This is a genomic window from Streptomyces sp. NPDC045021, assembly GCF_056432645.1.
Map to the genome: position 1 here is coordinate 210,782 of NZ_JBWKIQ010000003.1, position 17,222 is coordinate 228,003.

The 17,222-nt window shown below is 69.6% G+C and carries 13 protein-coding genes and 1 tRNA gene; 4 read left to right on the plus strand and 10 right to left on the minus strand.

Annotated features, from left to right (window positions below; translation table 11 throughout):
* Positions 1-91: 91 nt before the first annotated feature.
* Positions 92-1,564 (plus strand): cellulose binding domain-containing protein, encoded by a 1,473-nt coding sequence (locus AC07DC_RS12290; protein ID WP_478914306.1) that lies wholly within the window; start codon positions 92-94, stop codon positions 1,562-1,564.
* A 102-nt stretch (positions 1,565-1,666) separates the two neighbouring features.
* On the opposite strand, the gene AC07DC_RS12295 is transcribed toward AC07DC_RS12290, so the two are convergent.
* The 4 genes from AC07DC_RS12295 to AC07DC_RS12310 all read right to left on the minus strand — a co-directional run bounded on the left by AC07DC_RS12295 (position 1,667) and on the right by AC07DC_RS12310 (position 6,583).
* Positions 1,667-3,124, minus strand: a complete 1,458-nt coding sequence (locus AC07DC_RS12295; RefSeq protein WP_478914307.1) for a GH1 family beta-glucosidase — start codon at positions 3,122-3,124, stop codon at positions 1,667-1,669.
* A 55-nt stretch (positions 3,125-3,179) separates the two neighbouring features.
* Positions 3,180-4,097, minus strand: coding sequence for a carbohydrate ABC transporter permease (locus AC07DC_RS12300; RefSeq protein ID WP_478914308.1), 918 nt, complete (start codon positions 4,095-4,097; stop codon positions 3,180-3,182).
* 4 nt (positions 4,098-4,101) lie between these two features.
* Positions 4,102-5,112 carry a carbohydrate ABC transporter permease gene (locus tag AC07DC_RS12305; protein WP_478914309.1) on the minus strand — a complete coding sequence of 337 codons (1,011 nt, stop codon included), beginning with the start codon at positions 5,110-5,112 and terminating at the stop codon, positions 4,102-4,104.
* A 124-nt stretch (positions 5,113-5,236) separates the two neighbouring features.
* On the minus strand, positions 5,237-6,583 hold the full coding sequence (locus AC07DC_RS12310) for an ABC transporter substrate-binding protein (protein WP_478914310.1): 1,347 nt from the start codon (positions 6,581-6,583) through the stop codon (positions 5,237-5,239).
* Positions 6,584-6,844: 261 nt separating this feature from the next.
* Here AC07DC_RS12310 and AC07DC_RS12315 point away from each other — a divergent pair, with 261 nt between their 5' ends.
* Entirely contained in the window at positions 6,845-7,903 is a 1,059-nt protein-coding gene (locus tag AC07DC_RS12315; RefSeq protein ID WP_478914311.1) for a LacI family DNA-binding transcriptional regulator, read from the plus strand.
* 132 nt (positions 7,904-8,035) lie between these two features.
* On the opposite strand, the gene AC07DC_RS12320 is transcribed toward AC07DC_RS12315, so the two are convergent.
* The 3 genes from AC07DC_RS12320 to AC07DC_RS12330 all read right to left on the minus strand — a co-directional run bounded on the left by AC07DC_RS12320 (position 8,036) and on the right by AC07DC_RS12330 (position 10,067).
* Positions 8,036-8,108: transfer RNA gene (locus AC07DC_RS12320), tRNA-His, on the minus strand.
* 67 nt (positions 8,109-8,175) lie between these two features.
* Positions 8,176-8,778, minus strand: coding sequence for an oligoribonuclease (gene orn, locus AC07DC_RS12325; RefSeq protein ID WP_478914312.1), 603 nt, complete (start codon positions 8,776-8,778; stop codon positions 8,176-8,178).
* Positions 8,779-8,783: 5 nt separating this feature from the next.
* Positions 8,784-10,067: a helix-turn-helix domain-containing protein gene (locus tag AC07DC_RS12330; RefSeq protein ID WP_478914623.1), complete on the minus strand. Its 1,284-nt coding sequence runs from the start codon at positions 10,065-10,067 to the stop codon at positions 8,784-8,786.
* Positions 10,068-11,072: 1,005 nt separating this feature from the next.
* Between AC07DC_RS12330 and AC07DC_RS12335 the strand changes: the two genes are divergently transcribed.
* Positions 11,073-11,594, plus strand: coding sequence for a universal stress protein (locus tag AC07DC_RS12335; RefSeq protein ID WP_138355048.1), 522 nt, complete (start codon positions 11,073-11,075; stop codon positions 11,592-11,594).
* A 302-nt stretch (positions 11,595-11,896) separates the two neighbouring features.
* Here the strand turns inward: AC07DC_RS12335 and glmS are convergent, their stop codons facing one another.
* Complete coding sequence (gene glmS, locus AC07DC_RS12340; protein WP_478914313.1) at positions 11,897-13,711, minus strand: glutamine--fructose-6-phosphate transaminase (isomerizing); 1,815 nt, start codon at positions 13,709-13,711, stop codon at positions 11,897-11,899.
* Positions 13,712-13,799: 88 nt separating this feature from the next.
* Complete coding sequence (locus tag AC07DC_RS12345; RefSeq protein ID WP_478914314.1) at positions 13,800-14,075, minus strand: hypothetical protein; 276 nt, start codon at positions 14,073-14,075, stop codon at positions 13,800-13,802.
* Between the two features lie 178 nt (positions 14,076-14,253).
* On the opposite strand from AC07DC_RS12345, the gene AC07DC_RS12350 reads away from it, so the two are divergent.
* Positions 14,254-15,981: a beta-N-acetylhexosaminidase gene (locus AC07DC_RS12350; RefSeq protein ID WP_478914315.1), complete on the plus strand. Its 1,728-nt coding sequence runs from the start codon at positions 14,254-14,256 to the stop codon at positions 15,979-15,981.
* 73 nt (positions 15,982-16,054) lie between these two features.
* Here the strand turns inward: AC07DC_RS12350 and AC07DC_RS12355 are convergent, their stop codons facing one another.
* Positions 16,055-17,221 (minus strand): acyl-CoA dehydrogenase family protein, encoded by a 1,167-nt coding sequence (locus AC07DC_RS12355; RefSeq protein WP_478914316.1) that lies wholly within the window; start codon positions 17,219-17,221, stop codon positions 16,055-16,057.
* Position 17,222 lies beyond the last annotated feature (1 nt).

Below are 17,222 nucleotides of genomic sequence, written 5' to 3' on the forward strand. Positions count from 1 at the left end.
AACCTCAACCCCCACTGTGGTCAGGGCTTTTGTCCGTTCCGCCCGCGCTAGCGTCGTGCCGCACCCCGCCCCCCACGAAAGGCAGGCCGGTATGGCCAGCACGCATCGCCGTCGACCCGGGTTCAAGACCAAAGCGATCGGTGGCCTCGTCGCCGCCGGTGTCGTGGCGGGAGGCGCCTTCGCGTTGGCCGGGTCAGCGAGTGCCGCCCCGGTCGGCGCCGCCTACACCAAGACGAGCGGCTGGACCGGTGGCTACACCGGGCAGTACGAGATCACCAACTCGTCGGACAAGGCGCTGTCGGACTGGACCCTGTCGTTCGACCTGCCGGCCGGCACCACGCTCAGCTCGCTGTGGAACGGCAAGTCCACCGCGAGCGGTCAGCACATCACCGTGAAGCCGGAGGGCTGGAACGCCACCATCGCGCCCGGCGCGAAGGTCGACGTCGGATTCGTGGCGGCGTCCGGCGGCACGGCCGCCGACCCGGTCAACTGCCTGATCAACAACGCCAAGTGTTCGGTGGACTCCGGCCCGACCGCCACCCCCAGCGGCCGCCCGACCGTGACCCCGACCGCCTCGCCGTCCCCGACGAAGACCGCGTCACCGACGCCGACGCCGACCAAGTCCAGCACGCCGACCCCCACCCCCACCAACACCGGTGGTACCCCGGTCACCGGCGCGGGCTTCTCGCCGTACATCGACACCTCGCTCTACCCGGCCTACGACATGGTCGGCTCCGCGAAGAGCACCGGCGTCAAGCAGTACAACCTCGCCTTCATCACCTCCGGCGGCGGCTGCACCCCCAAGTGGGGCGGTGTGACGGAGCTCGGCGCCGACTCGGTGGCCGGCCGGATAGGCGCGCTGCGGGCGATGGGCGGCGATGTCCGCGTCTCGTTCGGCGGGGCGTCCGGCTCCGAGCTGGGCACGGCCTGCACCTCGGTCGCCGATCTGACGGCCGCGTACGGCAAGGCCGTCGACCAGTTCAAGCTGACGAAGGTCGACTTCGACATCGAGGGCGGCGCGCTCCCGGACACCGCGTCCAACAGCCGCCGCGCGCAGGCCATCGCCGCGCTCCAGAAGAGCCACAGCGGGCTGGACGTCTCCTACACCCTCCCCGCGATGCCGACCGGCCTGACGCAGGACGGCATCAACCTGCTGGCCGACGCCAAGAAGAACGGCGTGAAGATCTCGACCGTCAACATCATGGCGATGGATTACGGACCCGCGTTCAGCGGCGACATGGGCCAGTACGCGATCGACGGCGCCACGGCGACGCAGGCACAGGTCAAGAGCGTGCTCGGGCTGTCGGACGCGGCCGCCTGGAAGGCAGTGGCGGTCACCCCGATGCTCGGGGTCAACGACGTCAACACCGAGATCTTCAAGGTGGACGACGCGACCCAGTTGGTGAACTTCGCCAAGTCCAAGGGCCTGGGCTGGTTGTCGATGTGGTCCTCGACCCGTGACAAGCAGTGCCCCGGCGGTGCGAAGAACTTCGCCGACGCGAGCTGCAGCTCGATCGCCCAGAGCGACCTCGCCTTCACCAAGGCGTTCGGCGCCTTCGGCTGATCGCACGACGGCGGCCCACCGGCGGGGATTCCCCGCCGGTGGGCCGCCGTGCTGTGGAGCGGTGCGACAGCACCCCCGAACCATCGCACCACGCCACGTCCCTTACGGAGCGTCAGGCTCCGCGATCTCACCCGTGCGCGCGACCTGGGCGTACCAGTGGGCGCTGGACTTCGGGATCCGGGTCTGGGTGGCGTAGTCGACGTACACGGCCCCGAACCGCTTGCTGTAGCCGTAGGACCACTCGAAGTTGTCCATCAGCGACCACAGGAAGTAGCCGCGGACATCGGCGCCGTCGGCCATCGCCCGGTGCACGGCCGCGAGATGGCCGCGCAGGAAGTCGATCCGCCGCGGGTCGTTCACCGCCCCTTCGGGGGAGACGTAGTCGTCGAAGGCCGCGCCGTTCTCGGTGACCATCAGCGGCAGACCGGGGTTCTCCTCGGCGGTGCGCCGCAGCAGGTCGTACAGTCCGCTGGCGTCGACCGCCCAGCTCATCGCCGTGGTCTCGCCGGGCGGGAGATGGAAGGCGACCTGCTCGGAGCCGGGCCAGGGGGAGTGCGCGCTGGCGCCGTGACCGTCGAAACGGGCGGCCTGTGTCCCGTCCGGCGCGGCCTGCGGACCCGAGACGACGGTGGGCGTGTAGTAGTTGATGCCCAGCAGGTCGATGGGGCGGGAGATCTCGGCGAGGTCCCCGTCGCGCACCAGCGCCTGCCAGTCGACGAGGTGCGCGGTGTCCTCGAGCAGGTCCGCGGGGTACTCGCCGCGCAGGATCGGCCCGGTGAAGATCCGGTTGCCGACGGCGTCGATCCGGCGTGCGGCGTCGAGTGCCGCCGCCGACTCGTCGAGCGGGCGCACCTGGTGGAGATTGAGGGTGATCGAGGTCCGCGCGGTGGCGGGGAGTGTGGAGCGCAGGACCCCGATCGCCCGGCCATGGGCGAGATTGAGATGGTGGGCGGCCTTCAGTGCGGCGTCCGGCTCGGTACGGCCGGGGGCGTGCACACCCGATCCGTACCCCAGGAACGCCGAGCACCACGGCTCGTTGAGGGTGGTCCAGTACGGAACGCGGTCGCCGAGCGCGCCCGCCATGATCGCGGCGTACTCGGCGAACCGCTCGGCGGTGTCGCGTACGGTCCAGCCGCCGACCTCCTCCAGATCCTGCGGCAGGTCCCAGTGGTAGATGGTCGCGACCGGGGTGATGCCCTTGTCGAGCAGCTCGTCGGCGAGCGCGCGGTAGAAGTCCAGCCCGCGCTGGACGGCGGGCCCCCGGCCGGTGGGCTGGACCCGTGACCAGGAGACGGAGAAGCGGTAGGCGCCCAGGCCGAGGTCGGACATCAGGGCGACATCGTCGCGGAACCGGTGGTAGTGGTCGGCCGCGATGTCGCCGGTGTCGCCGTTGTGGACCCGGCCGGGAGTGTGGCTGAAGGTGTCCCAGATGGAGGGGGTGCGGCCGTCTTCGGCCACGGCGCCCTCGATCTGGTAGGCGGCGGTGGCCGCGCCCCAGACGAAGCCGGGCGGGAAGCGGAGCAGACCGGTGGATGCGGTCTCAGGACGGACAGCGGTCATACGGGGGCACTCCCAAGGTGAGCGTGACGGATGGGGGCGGTGGCCTTCGGGGGGGTCAGCTCTTGACCGCGCCGGCGGTGATGCCGCCCACGATGTGTTTGCCGAGCAGCGCGAAGACCAGCAGCAGCGGCACGGTCGCGATCAGCGCCCCGGTGAGCACGACCGCGTGGTCGATGGTGTGGTCACCGGACCCGAGCCCGGCCAGCGCCACCTGCACCGTCGGGTTCTGTTGGTTCAGCGCGATGAACGGCCAGAAGAAGTCGTTCCAGGACTGGACGAAGACCAGCATCCCCAGTACCGCCATGGCGGGCCGCGCGATCGGGAACACAACGTGCCAGACGATCCGCAGGCTGTGCGCCCCGTCCACCCGGGCCGCCTCGATCAGCTCGATCGGCAGCGCCTCGGCCAGGAACTGCCGCATGAAGAACACCCCGAACGCCGCCACCAGCGACGGCAGGATGACCGACTGCAGCCGGCCCACCCAGCCCAGATCGGTGATGATCTGGTAGAGCGGGATCACGCTGAGCTGCGGCGGGATCGTCATCGTCGCGACGACGAGGGTCAGCAGGCCGTTGCGTCCCCGGAAGCGCAGCTTCGCGAAGGCGAAGCCGGCCAGCGTGGCGAAGAGCACCGTGCTGAGCGAGACAAACCCCGCCACGATCGTGGAGTTGATCAGCGCCTGGCCCATGTGGACCTGGTCCCAGGCGATCTTCAGGTTGTCGATCAGATGGCTGCCGGGCAGCAGCTCGGTCGGCGGCTGCACGATCTGGGTGTCGGTACTGGAGGCCGCGACAACGGTCCAGTACAGCGGGAAGAGCGAGACCAGCGCGGCGACCACGAGGACGGCGTACGTGACGGGCCCCGCGTGGTCCTGCCGTCCGGCGCGGGCCGCGAACCGCCGTGGTTTGCGCGGGGGAGTGGCGGGACCGTTCCCGGAGCGGTGCGCGGCCCGGTCGGCGACTGCGTGTGCCATGAGGTCAGCCCCCCAGCTTCCTGCGGTTGACCCGCGTGATGATCAGTTGGACGGCGCCCACGAGCAGCAGGATGAGGAGCATCACCCATGCGACGGCCGACGCCTGTCCGAGCGCCCCGTTCTGCCAGCCCTTCTCGTACATGTAGAGGCTGAGCGTCTGGTACTGGTGCGCCGATCCGCCGCTGACGCCCAACCCGCCGCCGAACAGCATCGGTTCGCCGAACAGCTGGGTCGCCCCGATCGTCGAGACGATGATCGTGAACAGGATCGTGGGGCGGATCGACGGGATGGTGACGCTGAGGAACTGCCGCCAGCGCGACGCCCCGTCGAGCGCGGCCGCCTCGTACAGATCGCCCGGCACGGCCTGCATCGCGGCCAGGTAGATCAGCGCGTTGTACCCCGTCCACCGCCAGGTGACGATCGTCGAAATGGCGATCTGGGACGGCCACTTGTCGGCCTCCCACTGGATGTTGTGCACCCCGAAGTGGCCGAGCAGCTGGTTGACCATCCCGTAGTCGGGATTGAAGAGCTGGACGAAGACGAGCGAGGCCGCCGCGATCGACGTCGCGTACGGGGCCAGGACCGCGACCCGGAAGAACCCGCGTGCCCGGAGCTTGTAGTTGAGGAGATGGGCCAGGCCCAGCGCCATCAGCAGCTGCGGGACGGTGGAGATCACCCCCAGCGAGAACGTGTTGCGCAGCGCGTTCCAGAAGAACTCGCTGTCCCACAGCCGGGTGTAGTTGTCGAAGCCGCGCCACTGCGCGGTGCCGCCCAGTTCGACCTGGTGGAACGAGAGCCAGCCCGTGTAGATCAGCGGGAAGAGCCCGAAGGCGGCGAAGCAGATGAAGAAGGGGGCGATGTACGCGTACGGCGTCGCCTTGAGGTCCAGGCGGTACAGCCGCGAGCGCCAGGAGGGGCCGGCGGGGGTGCCGGGGGTGCCCGGCGGTGCGGAGGCGGGGACGGGCCGGGCCGGCGGCGGACTGCCGTCGGCCGACGCCCTGACGGAGGTGGCCACGAGTGGCGTCCTTCCCGGTCGGGTCAGTCGGTCGGTCACGGTCGGGACTGACGGTCACGACCGGATCAGCGTCATTGGGGCGGGCCGCCCGGCAGGAGTGGTCACTGCCGGGCGGCCCCGCCGGCTACTGGTCGATCTTGTCCTTGACCAGCGCCTGCACGTTGGACCACGCCTTGTCCTTGGACGTGCCGTGCTGCTCGATGTCGAGGATCCCGTTGTCGGTGATGTACGTCTTCACCTGGCCGTCGTAGCGGCCGATCGGCGCCGGTGTGACGCCCTTGGCGGTCGCCGTGTAGACCTTGCCGATCGGCGCCGTGCCGAAGTACGGGTTGGTCGCACCCGTCACGGTGGGCGAGTCGAGACCGGCCTTGGTGGACGGGATGTTGCCGTTCTTGGCGAACACCTTCGCCTGCTGCTCGGCCGCGGTCAGCCAGGCGGCGAGCTTGGTCGCCTCCTCGGTGTGCTTGCCCGCCTTGGGAACGGACAGGAACGCACCGCCCCAGTTGCCGGCCTCGGGGGCGGCGGCGATGTCCCACTTGGCCGTATTGGCCGGGCCCGCCTGCTCCTTGATGATGCCGGTCATCCAGCTCGGGCAGGCGATGGTGGCGAACTTCGAGTTCTTGAACGCCGCGTTCCAGGTGCCCTTGTCGTCGAACTGCCGCAGCTTGCCGCTCAGGCCCTGCTGCGCCGCCTCCACGGCCAGGTCCCAGGCCTTCTTCACACCCGGGCTGGTGTCGTAGATCAGCTTGCCCTGGTCGTCGGAGTACTGCTGCGCCTGGCTGGAGACCACCGCGTTGAAGACGCCGCTGGCGGAGTCGGTGAAGGAGACCCCGGCCGGGGCCTTGGCCTTGAACTGCTTCCCGGTCGCGATGTACTTGGCCCAGTCGCCGGCCCACAGCGCGGCGACGGCCTCGCGGTCGGTCGGCAGGCCGGCCTGCTGGAACAGGTCCTTGCGGTAGCAGACCGCCATCGGGCCGACGTCGGTGCCGAGCCCGATCACCTGGCCGCTCTTCGTGGTGGCCTGCTTCTCCTTCCAGTCCAGCCACTTGGTGGTGTCGACGCCGGTGGCCTTGCCGAGGTCGATGAACTTGTCCCCGAGCGTGGCGGTCGCCTCGGCGATGAAGCCGACCTCGATCGCCTGGACGTCGGCCAGGCCGCTGCCCTGCGACAGGTGCAGCTTCAGCGCGTCCCAGTACTTCTGGCCGTCGGCGACGTTGTCCTCGACGATCGTGATGTTCGGGTGCAGCTTGTGGTACTCCGCGAACAGGGCAGCGCCCGTCTTGTCGTCGTAGCCGAACGAACCGAAGTCGCCGACATGCAGGGTGATGTTCTCGGTCCCGGTGCTCCCCTTCTGCCCGGTGTCCGAGCCGCTGTCGCTGCTGCAGCCGGTGATAAGGGTCGCGCAGGTCGCGAGCCCCGCGACCGCTATCAGTGCGGTCCTGCGGGCGCGAGTGCCGCTGGAAGTGCGCATTCCACTCTCCTTGTCCAGGGTGGGTCTGGCGTTCGTTCTGACGTTCGGGTGTACGACGAGGTGTGGGAGCGCTCCCACGAAGGCTTGCCGGAACAGTCCTGCCTCGGAGGGGGAAGTGTCAAGGTATGAAGTCGATTTCGTTGCCGGAACGTGTCCGGAGCGGACCTTCGATCACTTCTTGAACGAAAGCGGGCACCGAGCGGCCGCTATCGTGAGGGATCGTGGGAGCGCTCTCACGCACGGCGCGTCGGAGCGCCTAGGATGACGCGTCAGTCATGTCGGGAGGCGGAAGTGACCGTGAACGGTCGGCACAGCGGACGGCCCACGCTCGAAGAGGTCGCCGCGCGCGCCGGAGTGGGGCGCGGCACGGTCTCCCGGGTCATCAACGGGTCCCCCCGGGTGAGCGACCGGGCCAAGACCGCCGTCGAGGTCGCCATCGCCGAGCTGGGGTACGTCCCCAACCGCGCCGCCCGCGCGCTGGCCGGGAACCGGACGGACGCCATCGCGCTCGTCATCCCGGAACCGGAGACCAGGCTCTTCGCCGAGCCGTACTTCTCCGACATCATCCGCGGTGTCGGCGCCGAGCTCGCCGACACCGACATGCAGCTGCTGCTGACGCTGATCCGTACCCCCAAGGAACGCTCCCGCTTCGCCCAGTACCTCAGCGCCCACCGGGTCGACGGCGTCCTGCTGGTGTCCGTGCACGAGGACGACCCGCTGCCGGATCTGTTGGAGCAGCTGGACATGCCCGCCGTCCTGAACGGCCGCCGCTCCGACCTGGAGTCCGTGTCCTACGTGGACTCGGACAACGTGGGCGGCGCCCGCTCCGCCGTCGGCTATCTGCTCGGCCGCGGCCGCCGCGCCGTCGCCACCATCACAGGACCCGTCGACATGTACGTCGCCCGCTGCCGCCTCGACGGCTACCGCCAGGCCGTCGACGCGGCCGGTCTGGGCGACGACGCGTCGCTCGTCGCCCGCGGCGACTTCACCGAGGAGGGCGGCCGGCGCGCGATGCGCGAGCTGCTCGCCCGGCGCCCCGACGTGGACGCCGTCTTCGCGGCCTCCGACGTCATGGCCTCCGGCGCGCTCCAGGTGCTGCGTGAGGCCGGCCGGCGGGTCCCCGACGACGTGGCGCTCGTCGGCTTCGACGACTCCGTCATCGCCCGCCACATGGACCCCGCCCTGACGAGCGTGCGCCAGCCCATCGAGGAGATGGGCCGCACCATGGCCCGCGTCCTCCTGGAGGAGATCGCGGAACGCACGTCGGTGCGGCGCCATGTGGTGCTCGCCACGGAACTGGTGCGACGGGACTCGGCGTAGCGGAACGGGGGCGGCGTTCACCGAGAAGTGTGACGTCGGACACAGCGGGACGGGGCCCCCACCGCGCCCCGAAGACCCGGGACATGACGAAGGCCCGGCCTGTTTTCACAGACCGGGCCTTCACCGTTTCAGGGTGAGTGACGGGACTTGAACCCGCGGCCACCTGGACCACAACCAGGTGCTCTACCAACTGAGCTACACCCACCATGTCCGGCGCTTCTCGGCGCCGACCTGAAGAAGCATACAGGGTCCGGGAGGGTGCTCGCCTCAGGCTATTCGGCGCCCAGCACGTGCTTGGCCGCGATGGCCCGAGCGGTGTCGGTGTCCGGGCCCGGCTGCGGGACGAAGACGGCTTCGCGGTAGTAGCGCAGCTCCGCGATGGACTCGCGGATGTCGGCCAGGGCGCGGTGGTTGCCGTTCTTCTCCGGGCTGTTGAAGTACGCCCGGGGGTACCACCGGCGGGACAGCTCCTTGATGGAGGAGACGTCCACGATCCGGTAGTGGAGGTGCTGTTCGAGGGCCGGCATGTCCCGGGCGAGGAAGCCGCGGTCGGTGCTGACCGAGTTTCCGCACAGCGGGGCCTTGCGCGGCTCCGAGACGTGCTCGCGTACGTAGTCGAGCACCAGCTTCTCGGCCTCCTCGAGCGTCACACCGCCGTCGAGCTCCTCCAGGAGCCCGGAGGCGGTGTGCATCTCGCGTACGACGTCGGGCATGGTCGTCAGGGACTCGGCGGGCGGGCGGATGACGATCTCCACCCCCTCGCCGAGAATGTTCAGCTCGGAGTCGGTGACCAGCGCCGCCACCTCGACGAGGGCGTCGTGGGCCAGGGACAGTCCGGTCATCTCGCAGTCGATCCACACCATGCGGTCGTTCATGGGTCTCACCCTAAGGGGCGATCGCGTGGACCAGGCATAGCCGGGTTGCGGCCGCGTGCGATGCGCTCCGCGCGCAGCCGCCCCCTGATGATGCCCTCGGAGCCGTCCATGCGGCTCTGCTCGGGCACCCGTGGGGCGTACACGTCGGAGTCGGGCTTGCCCGGCACCGTCAGGAGCTGTGGTGGGGTGCCCCGGCGGGACGGCAGGTGCTCGGCCGGCGCAGGTGGCCGCTCCGGGTCGTCCTGCGGGCGCCGGGCCCGGTACGCGGCCCGGTAGGAGGCGGGCGACGACCCGAGCTGGCGGCGGAAGTGCCCGCGCAGCGCGACGGGGGAGCGGAAGCCGCAACGGCCCGCCACCTCGTCCACCGAGAAGTCGGACGTCTCCAGCAGCCGCTGTGCCTGCAGTACCCGCTGGGTGATCAGCCACTGCAGCGGGGCGCTGCCGGTGAGCGACCGGAACCGCCGGTCGAAGGTCCTGCGGCTCATGTAGGCGCGAGCCGCCAGTGCCTCCACGTCGAACTGCTCGTGCAGGTGCTCCAGCGCCCAGGCGACGACCTCGGCCAGCGGGTCGCCCCCGATCTCTTCTGGTAATGACCTGTCGAGGTGGCGCTGGCTGGAAGGCCAGTCACTGCGGCGCGGCGGGACGACCAGTCGCCGGGCGAGCGCGTTCGCGGCCTCGGCGCCGTGATCGGTACGGACGACATGCAGGCAGAGGTCGATTCCGGCCGCGGTGCCGGCAGAGGTCAGTACGTCGCCGTCGTCCACGAAAAGCTCCCGGGGGTCCACATGAACGGAGGGATAGCGCTTGGCCAAGGTGGGCGCGTACATCCAGTGGGTGGTCGCGGGGCGGCCGTCCAGCAGCCCCGCGGCGGCCAGTACGAACGCCCCTGTGCACAGGCCGATGATCCGGGCGCCCTCCTCGTGGGCCCGGCGCAGCGCGTCGAGGGCCTCGGGGGGCGGTGGTTGGGAGATCGAGCGCCAGGCGGGCACCACTACGGTGCCGGCCCGTGAGAGCGCTTCGAGCCCGTACGGGGCGCTGAGTTCCAGGCCCCCGGTGGTGCGAAGTGGTCCGTCCTCGCCGGCGCAGACCAGCAGCCGGTAGCGGGGCACGCCCGCGTCCTGCCGGTCGATGCCGAACACGGAGAGCGGGATGGAACTTTCGAAGATCGGCCCGCCGCTGAACAGCAGCACGGCGACGACTTCGGCGCGCCGCCGTGCCGACAGTTTGCGAGTGGCGCGGGACGACGCTGACGGTACTGAGGATCCGGCAGATGGCGACAGGTTCTCCATCGTCGTTCCGGTCCTGGACTCCTGGCTCATCATGGAGCTCAAGCCCCCCTCGATCGACGCGGCCCCTCGGTCCTGCACGTTTCCCCCGCCGTATTTCCCAAGATCGAAATCTACTGTGTTTGGTGTGTCTGGTGAGGCAGTTGTGAATACTTCACCACCTGGCGCTAAGTCGACTTGACCACGTGGCGTGAAGCATTCGATCACGAAGCGTTCCACTCACCGAGCCTGCTGGGAAGTACGCCTCTGGCTCCCGCAGTGGCCTGGGACGCCCCTCGCGCCCCCTGGAGCCGTTTCATTGCAGGTGGCAGGCGTGTCAGCAAGCGCTTTTACCAACAGGGGTACTGCGGCCAGAAGTTGGCTGAAAAACGTAGGCACTCCTGTGCGCACCCCCGGCCGGCGCCGGGTGGTGCGCCCCCTGGCCAGCCAACCGCCCCGGTGCGCCCCTTACGGCCGCCGGCGTCGTCGGGGCGTTATCGGGCCATTTGCCGGTCTCTTGCCGCGCGGATGTCTTGTTCACGCCGGTACCGCGAAGAATTCGGTTTGCGCGCGGGCGGCGTTCGTGCGGTGGGGCGTCCGCCGCAGGTCTGGGGTGCTCCCGACGCCGGGCAGGGGACCTTCCGGGGGGCTTCACACCGCGGCTGAGCCACTCTCGACTCCTCCTGGAGCCGTTCTGGAGGCGGGTCGCGCGGGTCGGTCGCTCCCGCCGCGCGGATTCGTCCGGCCGGATGACGGCGCGACGTTGCGCTCGCGGCCGGGCTCCGGCATTCTCCTGGAAACTCCGGGTACGTAATGCCTGCGAGAGCTTGACGAGTCTGTGCAGGGATACATCTCCGCCGTACTCTGGAGTGACCAGGATCGGAAGCCTCGAACTGGCCGAAACCGGTCAGCCTCGCGGCCCCCGTCAGGGTATTACCGAAGACGCAGCGAAGGCCGCTGTGAAGACCGCAGCACCGCCGTTGTCCGCCGGTCGGCGTCCCCACGCCGCCCTTGTCGAGAAACCGCATCATGGCCGGTTATGAGCTCCCTGAGCCCGCTGAAGGCAAGCCGCTCGCCGAATCGGCGGCGCTCCCCGAAGCGGCCCCCGAGCTGCGCTCGTCCTGCGACCCGGCCTTCCGGCACGGTGTCGTGGTGGGTTTCGACGGTTCGGTTTCCAGCGAGCGGGCGCTCGCGTACTCGATCGGCATGGCCCGGAGACTGGGCTCGGCGCTGATCATCGTCCATGTCGCCAACCGCCTGCCGGCCACGGTCTGGGCCGGCTGCGAACCACCGGTCTTCGTCGACGTCCCGGACCACAGGACCGAGGTCCTGGGGCTGGAACTCGCCTGCGCCGACCACCTCGCCGAGGTCCCGTGGATCCTGGTCGAACGCGGCGGCGACATCTGCCACGAACTGGAGGAGGTCGGCCGGGAGTACGAGGCCGACGCCATCGTCGTGGGCGGTACCCAGGGCATCATCGGCCGCATCTTCGGCTCAGTAGCAGGCCGCCTGGCCCGCCGAGCCCAGCGCCCGGTCATCGTCATCCCGTAGAACCACCGAGAGGCGTCCCCACAGCGCCCCACCCCACCTGCGAGCGCTCACGCACGCCCCTGCCACTCACGTGCTCGCGCCCCGCACGCCCCTGATGCACCGACCCACCCACCACCGGCGGACGCCACGTCACCCACGTGACCCGCCCACCCCCGGTGGCTTGGACGTGAGGGGGCCGGGGCCGCAGGGGCGGGGTTTCGAAATGCTGCCGAGCTATTTGTGGGCCGCCAGGCCCTAAACAGTCGATTTCGAAGCCCCGCCCCGGAGGGCCCGGCCCCCGGAACCACCAACCAACCCGCGACCTACTCGACAGTGACCGACTTCGCCAGGTTGCGCGGCTTGTCGATGTCCCGGCCCATCGCCTTGGCCGTGTGGTACGCGAACAACTGCAGCGGAATCCCCATCAGAATCGGGTCGAGCTCGACCTCGTTCTTCGGCACCACGATGGTGTGGTCCGCCTTCTCCTGCACCTGGTGCGCCACCGCGAGAATCCGCCCGCTCCGCGCCTTGATCTCCTCCAGTGCCGCCCGGTTCTTGTCCAGCAGATCATCGTCCGGCACGATCGCCACCGTCGGCAGCGCCGGCTCGATGAGCGCCAGCGGACCGTGCTTCAACTCGGAGGCCGGGTACGCCTCCGCGTGGATGTAGCTGATCTCCTTGAGCTTCAACGAGGCCTCACGGGCCACCGGATAGCCGCGCACCCGGCCGATGAACATCATCGACTTGGCGCCCGCGTACTCGGCGGCCAGCTTCTCGATCTCCGCCTCGCCCTCCAGCATCTCCGCGATCTGAGCGGGCAGCTTCCGCAGCCCCGCGATGATCCGCTTGCCGTCCGCGACCGACAGGTCGCGGATGCGGCCCAGGTGCAGCGCGAGCAGCGCGAACGCGACCACGGTGTTGGTGAAGCACTTGGTGGAGACGACGCAGACCTCGGGTCCCGCGTGCACGTACACGCCGCCATCGGTCTCGCGGGCGATCGCCGAGCCGACGACGTTCACCACACCCAGCACCCGCGCACCCTTGCGCTTGAGCTCCTGGACGGCGGCGAGCACGTCGTAGGTCTCGCCGGACTGGGACACCGCGATGTAGAGGGTGTCGGGGTCGACGACCGGGTTGCGGTAGCGGAACTCGGAGGCCGGCTCGGCATCGGCGGGGATGCGGGCCAGCTCCTCGATCATCTGGGCGCCGATCTGGCCCGCGTGGTACGACGTGCCGCAGCCGAGGATCTTGATCCGGCGGACGCTCCGCGCCTCGCGCGGGTCGAGGTTCAGGCCGCCCAGGTGCACGGTGGAGAACCGGTCGTCGATGCGGCCGCGCAGCACGCGGTCCACCGCGTCGGGCTGCTCGGAGATCTCCTTGTGCATGTACGTGTCGTGGCCGCCCATGTCGTACGACTCGGCCTCCCACTCCACGGTGGTCGGCGTGGCCGAGGTGGTGGAACCCTCGGTGGTGTACGTGCGGAAGTCGTCGGCCTTGAGGGTGGCCATCTCGCCGTCGTCGAGGGTGACGACCTGGCGGGTGTGGCTGACCAGCGCGGCGACGTCCGAGGCGACGAACATCTCCTTGTCGCCGATGCCGAGCACGACCGGCGAGCCGTTGCGGGCGACGACGATGCGGTCGGGGAAGTCCTGGTGCATGACGGCGATGCCGTAGGTGCCCTCGATACGGCGCAGCGCCTCCTGGACCTTGGCCTCCAGGGTGTCGGCCTGCGAGCGGCCGATGAGGTGCACGACGACCTCGGAGTCGGTCTCGGAGGTGAACTCCACGCCGTCGGCGATCAGTTTGGCGCGCAGGTCGTCGGCGTTGTCGATGATGCCGTTGTGGACGAGGGCGACTTTGCCCTCCGCGTCAAGGTGGGGGTGCGCGTTCTCGTCGTTCGGAGCGCCGTGCGTGGCCCAGCGGGTGTGGGCGATGCCGGTGGTGCCGGCGAAGCGCTTGGGGATACGGGCTTCCAGCTCGCGGACCCGGCCCTTGGCCTTGACCGTCTTGAGGACCCCGGACTTGCCGGTGATGACGACGCCCGCCGAGTCGTAGCCCCGGTACTCCAGCCGCTGCAGGCCTTCCAGCAGTAGTGGAGCCACGTCGCGCTTACCGATGTATCCGACGATCCCGCACATATGGTCGTCCCTCTCCGTCGTATGTCAGTAGGTGGTGCCCCGCCCGCACGGGGGCACCGGGTGGTACTGGTATGTCAGGGTGTGTCTGTCAGCCGTAGACGATGCGGCGCAGCTGCCGCAGGGAGAGCTCCGGCGGAGCCACCGCGCGGTACGGCAGCTCCTCGGTGATCCGCTCGAAGATCACCGCGTTGACCAGGCCCTTGGCCTGGAGCTCGCGGTGCCGGCGGCGGACGAACAGCTCCGTCGTCTCGTCGAAGTACGCCAGCACGTCCTGGACCACCCGGGACGCCTCACCGCGGTGCAGCGGTGTGGTGCGGACCAGGTGGTCGACGAGGTCCTCATAGGACGTCTGGCGTTCGGGCATCCGTAGATACTGGTGTGATCATCGCCCATTTGCAAGAATCCTGCCCGATTTCGGGCAGGGGTTGGGTCGGGGTGGGCCAAAAGTGTGGGGAAATTGGTCTACACCTTGACCGTTCCGGGGGCGCACGGTACCCAGGGGGCATCGGCACTCTCCGCCGCCCGCTGAAGGGAAACCCCCTGTGAGACGACCCGGCGTCCGGAATCTCCTGCCCCAGGTCCTGTGCTCGTTGCTGCTGGTCACCGCCGCTGCCTGCTCCTCCGCCCCGGACGCTCCGGCCACTCCGGACGACTCGGCCGACACCTCGCCGACCGCCCTGGGGCGGGTCGTCCCGGCCCCGGCCTCCGTACGGCCCGGCGGCACTCCCTATGTCATCGGCGCGGCCACCCGCATCCACGTGCCCCGGAGCTCGGACGCGGTACAGAAGATCGGCGAGTACCTCGCGGGCGTGCTGCGGCCGTCCACCGGATACCCGCTGCCGGTCGTCGCGGACGACGGGGTCGGCGACGGCATCGTGCTCAAGCTGGGGGTGGTGAACGGGGGTGCGAGCGGTAGCGCGGCGAAGAGCGGTACGGCGAAGAACGACGCGGCGAAGGGTGACGCGGCGAAGGGTGGCTCGGCGAGCAGCGACGCCGCGGGTGTCGACAAGGGTGTGGCCCTCGGTGCCGAGGGATACCTGCTCGATGTCTCCGCGCAGTCGGTGACCCTCGGCGCACAGGAGGTCGCCGGGCTGTTCCACGGCGTGCAGACGCTGCGCCAGCTGCTCCCCGCCGCCGTCGAGAAGCGCTCCGTGCAGAGCGGCCCCTGGCAGGTGCCGGGCGGCACCATCACCGACGCGCCGCGCTACGCCTATCGCGGCGGCATGCTGGACGTGTCGCGGCACTTCTTCTCCGTCGCCCAGGTCGAGCGGTACATCGACCAGCTCGCCCTGTACAAGATCAACCAGCTGCATCTGCATCTCTCGGACGACCAGGGATGGCGGATCGCGATCGACTCCTGGCCCCGGCTGGCCTCCTATGGCGGCAGCACACAGGTCGGAGGGGGACCCGGCGGCTCGTACTCCAAGGACGACTACCGCGAGATCGTGCGTTACGCCGCGAGTCGCTATCTGACGGTGGTCCCCGAGCTCGACATGCCCGGCCACACCAACGCGGCACTCGCCTCCTACGCCGAACTGAACTGCAACGGCACCGCTCCGCCGCTCTACACGGGCATCAAGGTCGGCTTCAGCTCGCTGTGCGTGTCCAAGGACGTCACCTACCGGTTCGCGGACCAGGTGCTGGGGGAGCTGGCCGCCCTCACCCCGGGCCCGTATCTGCACATCGGCGGCGACGAGGCGCACTCCACCAGCCACGCCGACTACGTGACGATCATGGACAGGATCCAGCCGATCGTCACCAAGTACGGCAAGACCGTGATCGGCTGGCACCAGCTGGCGGGCGCACAGCCGGTCGCCGGGGCCATCGGCCAGTACTGGGGCACGAAGGGCAACGAGAAGGAGGTCGTGGACGCGGCCAAGGCCGGAATGCGGCTGATCCTCTCGCCCGCCAACCGCGCCTACCTGGACATGAAGTACAACGCCTCCACCTCCCTGGGCCTGAGCTGGGCCGGCCTCGTCGAGGTGAAGGACTCCTACAACTGGGACCCCGCCACCTTCATCAAGGGCGCGCCCGCCTCCGCCGTCCTCGGTGTGGAGGCGCCGCTGTGGACGGAGACCATCGTGACCAGCGCGGACTCCGACTACATGACCTTCCCGCGACTGCCGGGAATCGCCGAGATCGGCTGGTCCCCGGCAGCCACCCACCAGTGGGACACCTACAAGGTGCGGCTCGCCGCCCAGGGCCCGCGCTGGACTGCCCTGGGCATCAGCTATTACCGGTCGCCCCAGGTGCCCTGGCCGACCAACTGACAGTGGGCCGACGGCGGCCCGTCAGGACCGGCGGTCCACCGGCCGCCGGTCCGACGGTCAGCCGTCCGCCTCGTCAGCCCGTGAGCCCCAGCTCGCGGGCGATCAGCATCCGCTGGACCTCGCTGGTGCCCTCGCCGATCTCCAGGATCTTGGAGTCCCGCCACATACGGGCCACCGGGTACTCGTTCATGAAGCCGTACCCGCCGTGGATCTGGGTGGCCTCACGGGCGTTGGTGACCGCGATCTCCGAGGAGTACAGCTTCGCGAGCGCCGCCTCCTTCTTGAACGGTTCGCCCTGCAGCAGCCGGGAGGCGGCGTCGCGCCAGGCGAGGCGGGCGGTGTGGGCGCGCATCTCCATGTCGGCCAGCTTGAACTGGATCGCCTGGTTCGCGCCGATCGGCCGGCCGAACGCCTCCCGGGTCTTCGCGTACGCCAGGGACTCGTCGACACAGCCCTGGGCCAGCCCGGTGGCCAGCGCCGAGATCGCGATCCGTCCCTCGTCGAGGATCCGCAGGAACTGCGCGTAGCCGCGGCCCTCCTCGCCGAGCAGGTTCGCGGCCGGCACCCGGCAGTCGGAGAACGACAGCTCACGGGTGTCCGAGGCGTTCCAGCCGACCTTGGAGTACGGGGCCGCGACACCGAAGCCCGGCGTGCCCGAGGGCACGATGATCGACGAGATCAGCGGCCGTCCGTCGTCCTTGCGGCCGGTGACGGCGGTGACCGTGACCAGACCCGTGATGTCCGTACCGGAGTTGGTGATGAAGCACTTGGTGCCGTTGATCACCCATTCATTCGTCGCCTCGTCCAGCCGGGCGGTGGTGCGGGTGCCGCCGGCGTCGGAACCGCACTCGGGCTCGGTCAGCCCGAACGCGCCCAGGATCTCCCCGGAACACATCCGCGGCAGCCACTCGCGTTTCTGCTCCTCGGTGCCGAAGCGGAAGATCGGCATCGCGCCCAGCGAGACGCCCGCTTCGAGGGTGATGGCGACGGACGAGTCCACCCGCGCGAGCTCCTCGAGGACGATGCCGAGGGCGAGGTAGTCGCCGCCCATGCCGCCGTACTCCTCGGGGAAGGGCAGCCCGAACAGGCCCATCCGGCCCATCTCACGGATGATCTCGTACGGGAACTCGTGGTTCTCGTAGAACTCCCCGATCTTCGGCGCGATCACGTCGTGCGCGAACGCCTCGACGGTACGGCGCAGTTCCTCGTGCTCGGGGGCGAGGCGGTGGTCGATCGACATG